Origin of the sequence: Rhizobium sp. CRRU65, from assembly GCF_048551595.1 — a bacterium.
Lineage (GTDB): Bacteria > Pseudomonadota > Alphaproteobacteria > Rhizobiales > Rhizobiaceae > Rhizobium > Rhizobium leguminosarum_J.
Genome location: NZ_JBLYZH010000009.1, coordinates 62,482 through 77,485, shown reverse-complemented (window position 1 = coordinate 77,485; position 15,004 = coordinate 62,482). Strand labels below are relative to the sequence as shown.

12 protein-coding genes are annotated in these 15,004 nt (G+C 62.5%); 10 read left to right on the top strand and 2 right to left on the bottom strand.

What is annotated here, in order from left to right:
- Nucleotides 1–356: 356 nt before the first annotated feature.
- Complete coding sequence (locus ACM5SV_RS19340) at nucleotides 357–1,262, bottom strand: DMT family transporter (RefSeq protein ID WP_003555531.1); 906 nt, start codon at nucleotides 1,260–1,262, stop codon at nucleotides 357–359.
- 111 nt (nucleotides 1,263–1,373) lie between these two features.
- On the opposite strand from ACM5SV_RS19340, the gene ACM5SV_RS19335 reads away from it, so the two are divergent.
- On the top strand, nucleotides 1,374–2,249 hold the full coding sequence (locus ACM5SV_RS19335; RefSeq protein ID WP_222015383.1) for a LysR substrate-binding domain-containing protein: 876 nt from the start codon (nucleotides 1,374–1,376) through the stop codon (nucleotides 2,247–2,249).
- On the opposite strand, the gene ACM5SV_RS19330 is transcribed toward ACM5SV_RS19335, so the two are convergent.
- Nucleotides 2,224–3,282 carry a GlxA family transcriptional regulator gene (locus ACM5SV_RS19330; protein WP_113544969.1) on the bottom strand — a complete coding sequence of 353 codons (1,059 nt, stop codon included), beginning with the start codon at nucleotides 3,280–3,282 and terminating at the stop codon, nucleotides 2,224–2,226. The two genes, ACM5SV_RS19335 and ACM5SV_RS19330, sit on opposite strands and share 26 nt — an antisense overlap.
- A 40-nt stretch (nucleotides 3,283–3,322) precedes the next feature.
- Between ACM5SV_RS19330 and ACM5SV_RS19325 the strand changes: the two genes are divergently transcribed.
- The 9 genes from ACM5SV_RS19325 to ACM5SV_RS19285 all read left to right on the top strand — a co-directional run bounded on the left by ACM5SV_RS19325 (nucleotide 3,323) and on the right by ACM5SV_RS19285 (nucleotide 15,000).
- Nucleotides 3,323–4,225 carry a 3-keto-5-aminohexanoate cleavage protein gene (locus ACM5SV_RS19325; protein ID WP_003555527.1) on the top strand — a complete coding sequence of 301 codons (903 nt, stop codon included), beginning with the start codon at nucleotides 3,323–3,325 and terminating at the stop codon, nucleotides 4,223–4,225.
- Nucleotides 4,226–4,232: 7 nt separating this feature from the next.
- Nucleotides 4,233–5,723, top strand: coding sequence for a carnitine 3-dehydrogenase (locus tag ACM5SV_RS19320; RefSeq protein ID WP_017997616.1), 1,491 nt, complete (start codon nucleotides 4,233–4,235; stop codon nucleotides 5,721–5,723).
- 10 nt (nucleotides 5,724–5,733) lie between these two features.
- Nucleotides 5,734–6,894: an acyl-CoA dehydrogenase family protein gene (locus ACM5SV_RS19315; protein ID WP_222015384.1), complete on the top strand. Its 1,161-nt coding sequence runs from the start codon at nucleotides 5,734–5,736 to the stop codon at nucleotides 6,892–6,894.
- A 4-nt stretch (nucleotides 6,895–6,898) separates the two neighbouring features.
- Nucleotides 6,899–8,953 (top strand): acetate--CoA ligase family protein, encoded by a 2,055-nt coding sequence (locus ACM5SV_RS19310; RefSeq protein ID WP_222015385.1) that lies wholly within the window; start codon nucleotides 6,899–6,901, stop codon nucleotides 8,951–8,953.
- 6 nt (nucleotides 8,954–8,959) lie between these two features.
- A complete protein-coding gene (locus tag ACM5SV_RS19305) occupies nucleotides 8,960–9,742 on the top strand; it encodes a carnitinyl-CoA dehydratase (protein ID WP_003555522.1) in 783 nt (260 codons plus the stop codon).
- A gap of 118 nt (nucleotides 9,743–9,860) precedes the next feature.
- Nucleotides 9,861–11,450, top strand: a complete 1,590-nt coding sequence (locus ACM5SV_RS19300; RefSeq protein ID WP_222015386.1) for an ABC transporter substrate-binding protein — start codon at nucleotides 9,861–9,863, stop codon at nucleotides 11,448–11,450.
- Between the two features lie 97 nt (nucleotides 11,451–11,547).
- Nucleotides 11,548–12,552, top strand: coding sequence for an ABC transporter permease (locus ACM5SV_RS19295; RefSeq protein ID WP_003555520.1), 1,005 nt, complete (start codon nucleotides 11,548–11,550; stop codon nucleotides 12,550–12,552).
- The gene (locus ACM5SV_RS19290; protein ID WP_003555519.1) at nucleotides 12,549–13,376 is read left to right on the top strand and encodes an ABC transporter permease; all 828 of its coding nucleotides are present in this window, start codon (nucleotides 12,549–12,551) and stop codon (nucleotides 13,374–13,376) included. The genes ACM5SV_RS19295 and ACM5SV_RS19290 overlap by 4 nt, the downstream gene beginning before the upstream one ends.
- Nucleotides 13,369–15,000, top strand: coding sequence for an ABC transporter ATP-binding protein (locus ACM5SV_RS19285; protein ID WP_222015387.1), 1,632 nt, complete (start codon nucleotides 13,369–13,371; stop codon nucleotides 14,998–15,000). The genes ACM5SV_RS19290 and ACM5SV_RS19285 overlap by 8 nt, the downstream gene beginning before the upstream one ends.
- The last annotated feature ends 4 nt before the right edge of the window (nucleotides 15,001–15,004 follow it).

The window sequence follows — 15,004 nt, the reverse complement described above, 5'->3', positions numbered from 1 at the left end:
TGCTCTGCCAAGAGCTGGTTTCCAGCTCCAGAATCTCCTTTCGATCCATCTCGATATCTTTCCGGATTTCTATCCGGCGATTTCCTTGAGGATTTCAGTTCTCCTACCGCTGCTGGGAGCGTCGGCGCGTCAGGCCGGCTTCCCAATGCCCATTTCGCCAGTTTGCGAGATAGCGCCTTGAACACCACAAACAAACCATGCCTGACGGAAAACAGCGATCAAGAAAACGACATGGGTGCAACGCAAAGACGACAGTCGGCAAAGTCGCCATAGCTCGCTGTGCAGGGGAGTAACTGATCCCGCGAATACGGCGGTTTTCCGGATCGTCCCGGAAGATTGATCGACGCCTAAAGGCTTTAGGCGCGATGCGGTCGCCGGCTGCGGCTGACGTCGATGGCCGTGTGCCAGATCACTGCGCCGAGGATGATCGCGCCGCCGAAAAACGTGGCGACGGGCGGCTCTTCGGAAAACAGCAGCCAGACCCAGAACGGCGTGAGCACGATTTCCATTGTGCCGATCAGCGCCGCCTCCGCTGGCGGCATCCGCTTCGCCCCGGCAAGGAAGAGCACCAGTGCCAGGGAGAAATTGGTCGCGCCGAAGGCAGCAAGAACGATCCAGTTGTGCAGGTCGAGCGAGCCTACCGAACCGAACGGCGCGAAGAGTGCAAGCGTCAGGAAAGCGCTGACCACGGTCGGCGGCAGGCTCGGCACGTCGGGACTGATCCGCGGAATGATGATGACGAGCGCGAAGGACGCTGTCATGCCGAGCGCCAGCAGGTCGCCCCATCCGGTGCCGCCGCCGATCGACGAGGCGACGATGACCGCGACGCCGAGGAGCGAGATGCCGCCGGCAATCAGCGTCCGCCTGGAGACCCTCTCCCTGAGGATGACCCAGCCGAGCATGGCCGCGATAAATGGCGCGGTCGCATAGATCATCGTCACATTGGCGACGGTGGTCATGTAGAGCGCCCCGATGAAGCAGCCCTGACTGAAGGTCTGGCAGGCGATCATCGCAAGGCTGGACGGATGGAAGATGAAACGCCATTGCTGCCGTGAAATACCCCCTTCGAGGAAAAGGCAGGGGATCAGCAGGAACAGGCCACCGAACAACGATCGCCAGGCGATCGCCGTCCATACGTCGGTCGTCAGGAGTCGCGAATAGACGCCGCTCGCGCTCCAGGCAAGTGTCGCAGCAACGATGAGAAACACACCCTTCTCATGCTCGCTGCTTGCGAGGCGTCTGGCCGGATTTTCAATTGTCACGCAGATATTCTCAAAGAAGGAAGTCGAACGCGGGTCATTTGTGCGCCCAGAATTGACATCAGACAAACGAATAGTAGAGATGGCTATCATCGATTTTTTCTATGGCTGAACATGCACGACCCGATTGAAAGCGACCTGCTGAGAACCTTTCTTGTCGTCGCCGAGACGTCGAACTTCTCCGCGGCCGCTCAGCGCATCGGGCGGACGCAGTCGGCCGTCAGCAGCCAGATCAAAAAGCTGGAGCAGACGATCGGCGAAACGCTGTTCGAGCGCGGCGCCCGCGGCGTATTACTGACGCGTCAAGGCATGCAACTCGTCCCCTATGCCCGCAGGATCATCGACCTCTTGAACGAGGCCGCCGCGACGATCCGCAGCAAGCCGCTAGATGGGCCGGTGCGCATCGGAATTCCCGAGGAATACAGCCAGACGGTACTGCCGGCGGCGCTCGCGGCTTTCGCCGTTCGCCACCCGGCCGTCGAGGTGACCGTGTCCTGCGACTATACCGTCCGTAACCTCGCCGCCCTCGAGCGGGACGAACTTGATCTGGCCGTCGTTTTCGACTGGAGCGATGAGACGAAAGGCGAGGTCATCTGCATTGATCCCACGGTCTGGGTCACATCAATGGTCCATCGGCTGCACGACATCGATCCCCTGCCGATTGCGACCTATCGCAATTCCACCTGGTCGCGCGATTTTGCGCTCCGGTCGCTGGAGCAGATCGGCCGCAACTATCGGATCGCCTTCATCGCCGATACCGGCTCGGGGCTGAAGAATGCCGTGATTGCCGGCCTTGCCGTGACCACGCTTTCCCGCAGCAATATACCGCCCGGCTGCCGGGAGCTGACCGCCGAAGACGGTTTCCCGCCGGTCGACTCCTCCAAGGTCGTGCTCCGCCGAAGCACCTACCGTTCCAGCGAGGCCGTTCGGGAGCTTGCTGAGATGATACGGGACGCGTTCCAGCCTATACCGGCGCCTGCGATGACGTGATGCGGCGGCGCAAGCGGCGCCGGGTCTCGGACGGGCTCTCGGAAAAACTCGCCCGGTAGCTTCTCGCAAAGGCTGAGGCCGAATTGAAGCCGGTTGCCGCCGCGATGTCGGCGAAAGAGGCTGTCGTCTCGATCACCTTGCGGCGCGCCGCATTCAGGCGCAGCGCCAGATAGTGCACATGCGGCGGCGCGCCGATGCTCTGCTGGAAGAGATCCTGCAGATGCCGGGCGCTGATGCCCACCCGCCGGGCCAGCCGTGTCAGGACCAGAGGCTGCTCGATATGCTCCTCCATCAGCCGTACTGCCTGGGTCACGCGGGGATCATGCATGCGCAACCCCGCCGAGGCTGCGGAAAGCTGCTCGTCCGCATGGAAGGACGGCTGCTCGTAGCGGAACAGCCGGCTGACCTCGAGCGCCAGCGAATAACCCTGCCGTTGCCGGATCACCTCCAGCATCAGGTCGACGGTCGGAAGCGAACCTGACGTCGTCAGCCGCTTGCCGTCGATGACGAAACGATCCTTGACGGCCCGCACTTCAGGATAGGCCAGCGCAAAATCCTCGTAGTCCTCCCAGTGGACGGTTGCCGGGAGCCCGTCGAGCAGGCTGGCTTCGGCTAGCAGCCAGGTGCCGGACTCGATGCCGGCAATCATCGTGCGATAGCGGGCGGCCTGGGAGAGCTGCATCTTCAGCGCCGGCGTAGCACTTCGGCGCCAGTTGTAACTGGCCAGCACGAACAGCGGCGTATCCTCGGTCGTCGCCTTGAAAGCGCCTTGCGCGGGCACGGCAATATTGCTGGTGGTCGGGACCGGCGCTCCGTCCGGTGTCAGCAGCCGCCAGCGATAGAGCTCGCTGCCGGAAATGCGGTTGGCGCCGCGCAGCGGCTCGATCACCGAGGCGATCAGGATCAGGTTCGCGTCCGGCAGGACGAGAAGGTCGATATCGAGCCGTTCTGTGGATCGCTGCAGCAAGATCATCTCCCTAGAGTTCCGATAATGTATCGGTTGCTTCCGATATTGCAACGCATCGTCCTTCATCCTGTCGCGTAATGCCGACAAGACGAGGGAGAACAAAAACATGCCTCTTGCGATGAACCGCGATGTCTTCATTACCTGCGCCGTTACCGGCGCCGGCGACACGGTTTCCAGATCCAGCCACGTGCCGATCACTCCCAAGCAGATCGCCGATTCCGCCATCGACGCGGCAAAGGCTGGTGCTGCGGTGGTTCACTGCCACGTCCGCGACCCGGAAACGGGTGCTGCCAGCCGCCGCAACGACCTCTACAGGGAGGTCACCGACCGCATCCGCTCGGCCGATGTCGATGTCGTCCTCAATCTCACCGCCGGCATGGGCGGAGACCTGATTTTCGGGGATGTCGAAAGCCCCCTTCCCCTCAATCCTAACGGCACGGATATGGCCGGCGCCACCGAGCGCGTCAGCCATATCGCCGAATGCTTGCCTGAAATCTGCACGCTCGACTGCGGCACGATGAACTTCAACCTCGGCGACTATGTCATGACCAACACGCCGGCCATGCTGCGGGCCATGGCGAAGAAGATGACCGGTCTCGGCGTGCGCCCCGAAATCGAGGCTTTCGACACCGGCCATCTCTGGTTTGCCAAGCAGCTTGCCGAGGAAGGCCTGATCGAAGACCCGGTGCTGATCCAGCTCTGCATGGGCATACCATGGGGGGCGCCCGACGATCTCAATACCTTCATGGCGATGGTCAACAACGTGCCTCAGAGCTGGACTTTTTCGGCCTTTTCGATCGGCCGCAACGCCATGGCCTATCCGGCGGCAGCCGTTCTGGCCGGCGGCAACGTGCGCGTCGGCCTGGAGGACAATCTCTTTGTCGGCAAGGGCCAACTCGCCACCAATGCTGAGCTCGTTGAAAAGGCCGTGCAAGTGGTCGAGGGCATGGGTGCCCGGATTATCGGCCCGGAAGACGTTCGCAAGAAACTCAAACTGACGAAGCGCTGAGGACGGCATGACTGGGATCAACAAGGCGGCTTGTATCGGCGGCGGCGTCATTGGCGGCGGATGGATCGCGCGTTTTCTGCTGGCCGGCATTGACGTTGATGTGTTCGATCCGCATCCGGAAGCGAGCCGCATCGTCGGCGAAGTGCTCGCTAACGCCGAAAAAGCCTATGCCATGCTGACCGGAGCACCCCTGCCGCCCCGCGGCAGGCTGACCTTCTGCGCGAAGCTCGAGGAAGCTGTCGCCGGCGCCGACTGGATTCAGGAAAGCGTGCCGGAAAGGCTCGACCTCAAGCGCCGCGTCCTGACTGAGATCGATGCTGCAGCACGCTCGGACGCCCTGATCGGCTCTTCCACCTCAGGCCTGCTGCCGACCGATCTGCAGCGCGACATGACGCATCCCGAACGCCTCTTCGTCGCCCACCCCTATAATCCCGTCTATCTGCTGCCGCTCGTCGAAATCGTCGGTGGCGAAAAAACCTCGGCGGCGACCATCCGGGCGGCGATCGAAAGACTGGCGCCGCTCGGTATGAAGGGCGTCCACATCGCCAAGGAGATCGAGGCCTTTGTCGGCGACCGGCTGCTCGAAGCGCTCTGGCGTGAGGCCTTGTGGCTGATCCATGACGATATTTGCACGGTCGAGACCCTCGACGATGTCATCCGCTACTCTTTCGGCTTGCGCTGGGCGCAGATGGGCCTGTTCCAGACCTACCGCATTGCCGGCGGCGAGGCCGGCATGCGCCACTTCCTCGCCCAGTTCGGTCCATGCCTCGCCTGGCCCTGGACCAAGCTCACCGATGTCGTCGATCTCGACGATGCGCTGATCGAAAAGATCGGCCGGCAATCCGACGAACAGGCGGCCGGCCTGTCGATCCGCGAGCTCGAACGCATCCGCGACGAAAACCTCGTCGGCATCCTGCAGGCCCTCAAGGGCGGCGATGGCGGCAAGGGCTGGGGCGCCGGCAAGCTGCTGAAGGACTTCGAGCAATCGCTCTGGGCGCAAGGCGGTAGGGCGGCCACGTCTTTCGACCCGTCGAAGCCGCTGAGGCTCGTGGAGACGAAAGTCGGCCCTGCCTGGGTCGACTATAACGGCCATATGACCGAGCACCGCTACCTGCAGGTTTTCGGCGATACATCGGACGCATTGTTGCGCCTCATCGGCGTCGATCTCGCCTATGTCGAGGCGGGGCAGAGCTATTACACGGTGGAAACCCATATCCGCCATCTCGGCGAGGCGAAACTCGGCCAGGCGATCCACTCGACCTGCCAGATCCTCTCCGTCGACGAGAAGCGGCTGCATGTCTTCCACACTCTGTACGACACGGCGACGGGCGAGGCTCTAGCAACCGCCGAACACATGTTGCTGCATGTCGACAGCAAGGCCGGCAAGGCCACACCGGCGCCGGCCGTCATTCTCGACAAGGTCAAGGCTGTTGCAGGAGCCCACGCGAATTTGGCCGTGCCTGAAGGTGCCGGCCGTCACGTCGGCCAGAGGCGGTAGGAGGATAGGCATGCATTTCGGACTGAGCGAAGAACAGGAAATGATCGTCGAGACGGTCCGCGCCTTCGTCGAAACCGAAATCTATCCGCATGAAAACGAGGTCGAACGAAGCGGCATCGTCCCGCCGGAGCTCGGAGACGAGATCCGGCGCAAATGCATCGATCTCGGCTTTTACGCCTGCAATTTCCCGGAAGAAGTCGGCGGCGCCGGTCTCGACCATGTCACCTTCACGCTGGTCGAGCGGGAGCTCGGGCGCGGCTCCCTGGGGCTGACGGTTTTCTTCGGCCGGCCTTCAGGCATCCTGATGGCCTGCGAGGGCGAGCAGCGAGAGCGCTATCTCCTGCCCGCAGTGCGCGGTGAGAAGATCGATGCGCTTGCTATCACCGAGCCGGACGCCGGTTCCGATATGCGCGGCATGAAATGCGCTGCCCGCCGCGATGGCAGCGACTTCGTCCTCAACGGCACGAAACACTTCATCTCGCATGCCGACGTCGCCGATTTCGTCATCGTCTTTGCCGCAACGGGCGAGGAGGAAACGCCGAAGGGCATCAAGAAGAAGATCACCGCCTTCCTGGTGGATCGCGGCACGCCGGGATTCGAAATCCTCGGGGGCTACGATTCCGTTTCGCATCGCGGCTACCACAACTCAACGCTCAGCTTCACCGATTGCCGGATTCCGGCAAGCCAGGTACTTGGCGAGGTGCATCGCGGCTTCGAAATCGCCAATCAATGGCTCTATGGCACGCGGTTGACGGTGGCCGCCACCTGCGTCGGCCGGGCACGGCGCGTCTTCGACATGACGCTGCCTTATGCCGCCGAGCGCAAGCAGTTCGGCAAGCCGATCGGCGCCAATCAGGGCGTGTCGTTCAAGCTCGCCGATATGATTACCGAGATCGACGCGGCCGATTGGCTGACGCTCGCCGCCGCCTGGCGGCTCGATGCCGGGCTCTCCGCAGACCGGCAGATCGCCTCGGCCAAGCTCTATGCCTCCGAAATGCTGGCCCGCGTGACTGACGAGGCGATCCAGGTCTTCGGCGGCATGGGCCTGATGGACGATCTGCCGCTTGCCCGCTTCTGGCGCGATGCGCGCGTCGAGCGCATCTGGGACGGCACCTCCGAAATCCAGCGGCATATCATCAGCCGCGATCTGCTCAGACCACTGGGAGCGTGAGCCGATGACACCTCGCCCGCTCGACCGCCTGCTCAGACCGCAAACGATCGCCGTCTTCGGCGGCCGCGAGGCGCGCAGGGTGATCGAGCAGTGCGACCGCATGGGTTTTGCCGGCGAGATCTGGCCCGTCCATCCGAAGCTCGACGAGGTGCTTGGGCGGCCCTGTTATCGCTCCGTATCCGATCTGCCTTCGGCGCCGGACGCCGCCTTCGTCGGCGTCAACAGGATGCTGACTGTCGAGATCGTCCGCAGCCTTTCTGAGGCCGGTGCCGGCGGGGCGGTCTGTTATGCATCGGGTTTCAGCGAGGCGACGGGTGAACTCGGCGACGGCGCCGAGCTGCAGCAGGCCCTGCTGGAGGCAGCCGGCGACATGCCGATCCTCGGGCCGAATTGCTACGGGCTGATCAACGGTCTCGACGGTGCGCTGCTCTGGCCCGATCAGCATGGCATACAGCGCATCGAACGTGGCGTCGCGATCCTCACGCAGTCCTCCAATATCGCCATCAACCTGACCATGCAGACCCGCGGCCTGCCGATCGCCTATGTGGTCACCGCCGGCAACCAGGCGCAGACATCGCTTGCTGATGTCGCCTGCGCATTGATCGACGACCCGCGTGTGACGGCGGTCGGCCTTCATGTCGAAGGTTTCGGCAATCTCTCTGCACTCGAACGGCTGGCCACCATGGCCCGACGGTCGAGGAAGCCGGTCGTCGTGCTGAAGGTCGGCAGGTCCGAGCAGGCAAAATGCGCGGCGGTGTCGCATACCGCCTCGCTTGCCGGCAGCGATGCGGTCGCGGATGCCGTGCTCGCCCGCCTTGGTCTTGGCCGTGTCCAGACCTTGCCGGCGTTGCTCGAAACCCTGAAGCTGCTGCATGTCGCCGGCCCGCTCGCAAGCCATTCGATCTCGTCGATGAGCTGTTCCGGGGGCGAAGCTTCGCTGATGGCGGATGCAGCCGTCGGTCGCAATGTGGAATTCCCCGCGCTGCAGCCGCAACAATTGCCCCGTCTGCGGCGCGTTCTCGGCGAGATGGTGACGCTGTCCAATCCGCTCGATTACCACACCTTCGTGTGGGGGGATCTTGCACGCCAGACCGAAGCCTTCAGCGCCATGTTCGGGGGCGGTTATGCCCTCAATCTCGTCGTCCTCGACTTTCCGCGCGATGATCGCTGCGATGCATCCGAATGGGCGATGACGGCAGACGCGGTGATTGCGGCTGCCGCTGCAACCGGTGCGCTGGCCGGCCTTCTGGCGACCCTTCCGGAAAACATGCCGGAGCCGATCGCCGATCGGCTGATGGCAAACGGCATCATTACCTTCTGCGGTATCGACGAAGCCATCACGGCTGCGGACGTCGCCGCCGGCATCGGCCAGGCCTGGGATCGTCCGCCGCCCCTGCCGCTGCTCGATGTGCCCTCTATCGATGGCGAGATCGAGACGCTGACGGAGGCCGATGCGAAGGCCGAGCTTGCCGCCTTCGGCCTTCCGGTTCCGCAAGGGCTGTTGGCCTCTTCTCCCGGTCAAGCGGCCGAGCAAGCTGAGCGGCTCGGCTTTCCCGTCGTGCTGAAAGCGCTCGGCATTGCCCATAAGACCGAGGCCGGGGCCGTCGCACTCAACCTAAAGAATATAAAGGCGGTGTCGAATGCGGCGGCGGCAATGCCGCCGAATGCCGGTTATCTCGTCGAGAAAATGGTTGATCCGCCGGTTGCCGAGCTCATTGTCGGCGCCATCCGCGACCCTGTCTTCGGATTGTCGCTCACGCTTGGAGCCGGCGGAATCTTCGTTGAATTGCTTGAAGATTCCATCATCCTGCCCCTTCCGGCGACGAAAACCGACATTCACGCGGCAATTTCGCGCCTCAAACTTGCAAAATTGATCTATGGCTATCGCGGTCGGCCAAAAGGCGATCTTGAGGCCGCTGTCGGCGCTGTCTTAGCAACGGCAGATTATGTCGTAAAGAACGCGGCATGGCTGGAGGAACTGGACATTAATCCATTGATGGTTCTTCCCGAAGGGTGTGGCGTGGTCGTAGTCGATGCTTTGATACGGCGGAGGAGGTAGCATAGGTTGAGCGAACCCATTCGCACACGACAGGACGGCGGAGTGCTCGAAGTCGTCATCGACCGGCCGAAGGCGAATGCCATCGACCTTGCGACCAGCCGTGCTCTGGGGTTGATCTTCCGAAATTTCCGCGACGATCCGGCGCTGCGCGTCGCCATCGTCTCGGGCGCCGGCGAGAAGTTTTTCTGTGCCGGCTGGGATCTCAAGGCGGCGGCATCAGGTGATGCGGTCGACGGGGACTACGGTGTGGGCGGCTTCGGCGGGCTGCAGGAACTGCGCGACCTCAACAAGCCGGTCATTTGTGCGGTCAACGGTATCTGTTGCGGCGGCGGTCTGGAGATCGCGCTTTCTGCCGACCTGATCCTCGCCGCCGAACATGCGACCTTCGCCCTGCCGGAAATCCGCTCCGGCACGGTTGCCGATGCGGCTTCGATCAAGCTGCCGAAACGCATCCCCTACCACATCGCCATGGACATGCTTTTGACCGGTCGTTGGCTCGACGTTCACGAGGCGCATCGCTGGGGTTTTGTCAACGAGGTCCTGCCGGCCGAGCGGCTGATGGAGAGAGCATGGGAGCTTGCCCGGCTGCTTGAGAGCGGGCCGTCGCTCGTCCATGCGGCCATCAAGGAAATCGTCCGCGAAGCGGAGGGTTCGACGTTCCAGACTGCCATGAACAAGATCACCAAACGGCAGTTTGCGACGGTCGACAGGCTCTATTCGAGCGAGGACCAATTAGAAGGCGCACGGGCCTTCGCCGAGAAGCGAAGCCCCATTTGGAAAGGAAAATGACCAGGCGGCGGCAACCGCATTATTTTCCCGCATGATGCGGGCACCGGAGGTGGAGAGGAAACCGTCTGCGGACCTGCCCGGAAGTTCTGTCAACGCACCATAAAGAAGGAACTGGGGAATGAACGACTACACGAAGTATCTCGCAAGCCGTGTCACCGCCGGCGGGCTCAGCCGCCGCGAATTCATGGGACGCGCCATGGCCGCGGGCATCACACTTGCCGTCGCCGACATGCTCTTCACCGAAAGTGCGCAAGCTGCCGAACCGAAGCGCGGCGGTCACTTGAAGCTCGGCCTCGAAGGCGGTGCCGCTACCGATTCCAACGACCCGGCGAAGTTCCTGTCGCAGGTGATGTTCTGCATCGGCCGCTGCTGGGGCGACATGCTGGTCGAGTCTGATCCGCTGACGGGTGCTGCCGTGCCGGCGCTCGCCGAATCCTGGGAACCGTCGAAGGACGCGGCGACCTGGACCTTCAAGATCCGCAAGGGCGTCAAGTTTCACGATGGCAAGGAACTGACGATCGATGACGTTGTTGCGACGCTGAAGCGCCACACCGACGCCAAGTCGGAATCCGGCGCGCTCGGTGTTCTCGGCTCGATCAAGGAGATCAAGGCCGACGGCGGCAATCTCGTGCTGACGCTCAGCGAAGGCAATGCCGACATGCCGCTGCTGCTGTCGGACTACCATCTGGTCATCCAGCCGAACGGCGGCGTCGACGATCCTCTCGCCTCGATCGGCACCGGCCCCTACAAGATGACAAGCTTCGAGCCCGGCGTCCGCGCCACCTTCGAAAGGAACAAAGACGACTGGCGCACCGACCGCGGTTACGTCGATTCGATCGAAATCATCGGCATGAACGATGCGACCGCCCGCATCGCGGCCCTGTCGTCCGGCCAGGTGCACTACATCAACCGGGTCGACCCGAAGACCGTCAACCTTTTGAAACGCGCACCCAACGTCGAGATTCTCTCGACCGCCGGCCGTGGCCATTACGTCTTCATCATGCATTGTGACAAGGCGCCGTTCGACAACAACGACCTGCGTCTGGCCCTCAAATATGCCATGGACCGTGAGGCCATGGTGCAGAAGATCCTCGGCGGTTACGGCAAGGTCGGCAACGACTTCCCGATCAACAGCACCTATGCGCTGTTTCCCGAGGGCATCGAGCAGCGCGTTTACGATCCTGACAAGGCTGCCTTCCACTATAAGAAGTCAGGTCATAGCGGCTCGGTCCTCCTGCGCACCTCCGAAGTCGCCTTCCCCGGCGGTGTCGACGCAGCCGTCCTCTATCAGGAAAGCTGCAAGAAGGCCGGCATCGAGATCGAGGTCAAGCGCGAACCGGGCGACGGCTACTGGACCAACGTCTGGAACGTCCAGCCCTTCTCGACCTCCTATTGGGGTGGCCGCCCGACGCAGGACCAGATGTATTCCACCGCCTATCTGTCGACGGCGGATTGGAACGACACCCGTTTCAAGCGTCCTGACTTCGATAAGCTGCTGCTGCAGGCCCGTTCCGAACTTGATGAAGCCAAGCGCAAGGACATGTATCGCACCATGGCGATGACGGTGCGCGACGAGGGCGGGGTGATCTTGCCGATGTTCAACGATTTCGTGAACGCCTCCACCAAGCAGGTGAAGGGTTATGTCCACGACATCGGCAACGACATGTCGAACGGCTACGTCGCGACCCGCGTCTGGCTGGACGCTTGATGGCAAGGGGATGTTTGCCCCTCTGATCTCCAGCGAAGCCGGGACCGTGGGATGAAACCCCGCGGTCCTCCCGACGTTTTAGCGCGAGGTCCTCGCCATGACCAATCCTGCCCCAAGCATCTTGCCCGGCCTCGGGTTCCGGCAGCGTTTTCCGCTGCTTGCCCTTATCCTCGAGCGCTTCGTGCTCAGCCTGGTCCTGCTTTTTGCCGTCTCCATCCTGATCTTCGGCGGCCTGGAAGCTCTGCCCGGCGATTTTGCCACAACCTATCTCGGCCAGTCGGCGACGCCGCAGGCCGTTGCCAATATTCGCCAGGATCTCGGGCTGAACCGTCCGGTGACGACGCGCTACGTTGAATGGCTCGGCAACGCCGTTCAGGGTGACTTCGGCACCTCCTGGGCCAGCAAGAATTCGGTGAGCGAACAGATCGGCAAACGCCTCGGCAATTCGCTTTTCCTCGCGGGTTTCGCAGCGGTGATATCAGTGCCGCTCGCCGTCGGCCTCGGCATGCTGTCGGTGCACTTCCGCAACCGCCTGCCGGATAAGATCATCAACATCATCTCGCTTGCGGCGATCTCACTGCCGGAATTCTTTATCGGCTACCTGCTCATCCTGCTCTTCGCGGTGAACCTTGGCATGGCGACCTTTCCAGCGACCGTCTATGACAGCATGGGCTTCGTCGAGCGGTTGAAGGCGATCGCGCTGCCGACGGCGACCCTCGTGCTCGTCGTGCTCGCGCATATGATGCGCATGACACGGGCGGCTATCCTCTCCGTCATGTCGTCGGCCTATATGGAGACCGCCGAGCTGAAGGGCCTCAGCGCCTTCCGCTCGATCGTCAAACATGCCGCCCCCAATGCGCTTGCGCCGATCATCAATGTCATCGCGCTGAACCTTGCCTATCTCGTGGTCGGCGTCGTCGTTGTCGAAGTGGTCTTCGTCTATCCCGGCATGGGACAATATATGGTCGATGCGGTCACCGTGCGCGACATGCCCGTCGTGCAGGCCTGCGGCCTGATCTTCGCGGCTGTCTATATCTTCCTCAACATGACGGCCGATATTCTCGCGATTATCGCCAATCCCCGGCTGAGGCATCCGCGATGAGATTGCGAGATATCCCCATCACCGCCTGGATCGGCATGGCCGGTATCGCCATCGCTTTCATCTTCGCGCTCTTCGCTCCCTGGCTCGCCCCCTATGGCGAGACGCAGGTCGTCGGCGACGTCTGGCAGTTGCCTGATAACCAGTATATTTTCGGTCTCGACAATCTCGGCCGCGACATCTTCTCGCGGTTGATCTACGGCGCGCGCACGACGCTGACGGTCGCATCCGCCGCCACCGTCATCTCCTTCTCGCTGGGCATTATCCTGAGCTTCACCGCGGCCGTCTCGCGCGGCATCATCGACACAGTCTTTTCGCGCTTCAACGATCTGATGATGTCGATCCCGACGCTGATCTTCGCGCTCGTCGTTCTTGCGGTGCTGCCGCAAAACATCGTCGTGTTGATCCTTGTCATGGCGATCCTCGATTCCACCCGCGTCTATCGTCTCGGCCGCGCCGTCGCGCTCGATGTCGCGGTGATGGAATTCGTCGAGGCGGCAACACTGCGCGGCGAAGGCAAACTTTGGATCATCTTCCGCGAAATCCTGCCGAACACGCTGTCGCCGCTGCTGGCCGAATTCGGCCTGCGCTTCGCCTTCTCGATCCTGTTCCTCTCGACGCTTTCCTTCCTCGGCCTCGGCATTCAGCCGCCGGCGGCCGATTGGGGCGGCATGGTCAAGGACAACAAGGACGGCATCATCTTCGGTATCTCGGCAGCGCTGGTGCCGGGCACGGCGATCGCGACACTTGCCGTCTGCGTCAACCTCGTGGTCGACTGGCTCCTGAAACGCACATCCAGCCTCAAGGGAGGGCGCGGCGATGCCTGAGCTTCTTTCCGTTCGTAATCTGAAGATCGAAGCAACCAGCTACCCGCCGGGCGAACCGCCGAAGCGAGTGACGATCGTAGACGGGGTTTCCTTCGATCTGCAGAAGGGCAAGGTTCTCGGCCTGATCGGGGAATCGGGCGCCGGCAAGTCGACGATCGGCCTTTCGGCGCTTGCCTATGGCCGGGGCGGCGCCGAAATCACCGGTGGCGAGGTGCGGCTCGACGGCGCTGATATCCTGGTGCTCGGCAAGGACGGCATCCGGAAAATCCGCGGCGCACGGGTCTGCTACGTTGCGCAATCGGCCGCCGCCGCCTTCAATCCGGCCCACAAGCTCGGCGATCAGGTGATCGAAGCCTCGGTCAAACATGGATTGATGACGAAGGACGAGGCGCGCAAACGGGCGCTTTATCTATTCGGGGTTCTCGGCCTGCCCAATCCGGAAACCTTCGGCGAGCGCTTTCCCCACCAGGTCTCCGGCGGCCAGCTGCAGCGGGCGATGACGGCGATGGCGCTCTGCTCCAATCCCGAACTCATCGTCTTCGACGAGCCGACCACGGCGCTTGACGTCACCACGCAGATCGACGTGCTGGCGGCGATCAAGCATGCCATCGAGGAAACGCACACCGCCGCCCTCTACATCACCCACGACCTTGCCGTCGTCGCCCAGATTTCGGACGACATCATGGTCCTGCGTTATGGCAAGCAGGTAGAATATGGCAGTGTCCAGCAGATCATCGAGGCGCCGCGGGAGGACTATACGCGCGCCCTCGTCAATGTCAGGCAGGCCTATCGTGAGGAGGCGGCCGACCAGTCGGTTGCGCTTCTCAAGGTGGAAAATATCAGCGCCGAATATTCCAACGGCTTCAAGGTGCTGCACGATGTCACGCTGCACGTGCCGAAGGGGCAGACGCTCGCGGTCGTCGGCGAATCCGGTTCCGGCAAATCGACCCTGGCGCGCGTCATCACCGGCCTGTTGCCGCCGAGCAGCGGCCGCATCGTCTTTGACGGCAAGCCGCTGATGCCTGATCTCAAGAGCCGGCCGAATGACGATCTGAGGCGCATCCAGCTGATCTACCAGATGGCCGACACGGCGATGAACCCGCGCCAGACGGTTCGAGACATCATCGGCCGCCCGCTGACCTTCTATTATGGCCTGAGAGGTGCCGAGAAGACCGCCCGGGTGAAGGAACTGCTCGATCAGATCGAAATGGGCAAGGGCTTCGTCGACCGCTACCCGGCCGAACTATCCGGCGGCCAGAAGCAGCGCGTGGCGATCGCGAGAGCGCTGGCCGCCAAGCCCGAACTCATCCTCTGCGACGAGCCGACCTCGGCGCTTGATCCGCTGGTGGCGGAGGGCATCCTCAAGCTGCTTCTGCGCCTGCAGGAAGAAGAGCAGCTGTCCTACGTCTTCATCACCCATGACATTGCGATCGTCCGGGTGATTGCCGACAGCGTGGCGGTGATGCATCGTGGTAAGCTGGTGCGGTTCGGTCCGAAATCGACGGCGCTGTCGCCGCCCTTCGACGACTATACCGATCTGCTGTTGAAATCCGTGCCGGAAATGGAAATCGGCTGGCTGGAACGGGTGCTTGCCACGCGTCGCATGGAGAGCGCCGGCAACTGACCTG

What these genes read in the sequence shown, in the direction of transcription:
- ACM5SV_RS19335 (WP_222015383.1), top strand. Translation starts at nt 1,374, where the DNA reads ATGCACGACCCGATTGAAAGCGACCTGCTGAGAACCTTTCTTGTCGTC.
- ACM5SV_RS19325 (WP_003555527.1), top strand. Translation starts at nt 3,323, where the DNA reads ATGCCTCTTGCGATGAACCGCGATGTCTTCATTACCTGCGCCGTTACC.
- ACM5SV_RS19320 (WP_017997616.1), top strand. Translation starts at nt 4,233, where the DNA reads ATGACTGGGATCAACAAGGCGGCTTGTATCGGCGGCGGCGTCATTGGC.
- ACM5SV_RS19315 (WP_222015384.1), top strand. Translation starts at nt 5,734, where the DNA reads ATGCATTTCGGACTGAGCGAAGAACAGGAAATGATCGTCGAGACGGTC.
- ACM5SV_RS19330 (WP_113544969.1), bottom strand. Translation starts at nt 3,282, where the DNA reads ATGAAGGACGATGCGTTGCAATATCGGAAGCAACCGATACATTATCGG.
- ACM5SV_RS19290 (WP_003555519.1), top strand. Translation starts at nt 12,549, where the DNA reads ATGAGATTGCGAGATATCCCCATCACCGCCTGGATCGGCATGGCCGGT.
- ACM5SV_RS19300 (WP_222015386.1), top strand. Translation starts at nt 9,861, where the DNA reads ATGAACGACTACACGAAGTATCTCGCAAGCCGTGTCACCGCCGGCGGG.
- ACM5SV_RS19310 (WP_222015385.1), top strand. Translation starts at nt 6,899, where the DNA reads ATGACACCTCGCCCGCTCGACCGCCTGCTCAGACCGCAAACGATCGCC.
- ACM5SV_RS19295 (WP_003555520.1), top strand. Translation starts at nt 11,548, where the DNA reads ATGACCAATCCTGCCCCAAGCATCTTGCCCGGCCTCGGGTTCCGGCAG.
- ACM5SV_RS19285 (WP_222015387.1), top strand. Translation starts at nt 13,369, where the DNA reads ATGCCTGAGCTTCTTTCCGTTCGTAATCTGAAGATCGAAGCAACCAGC.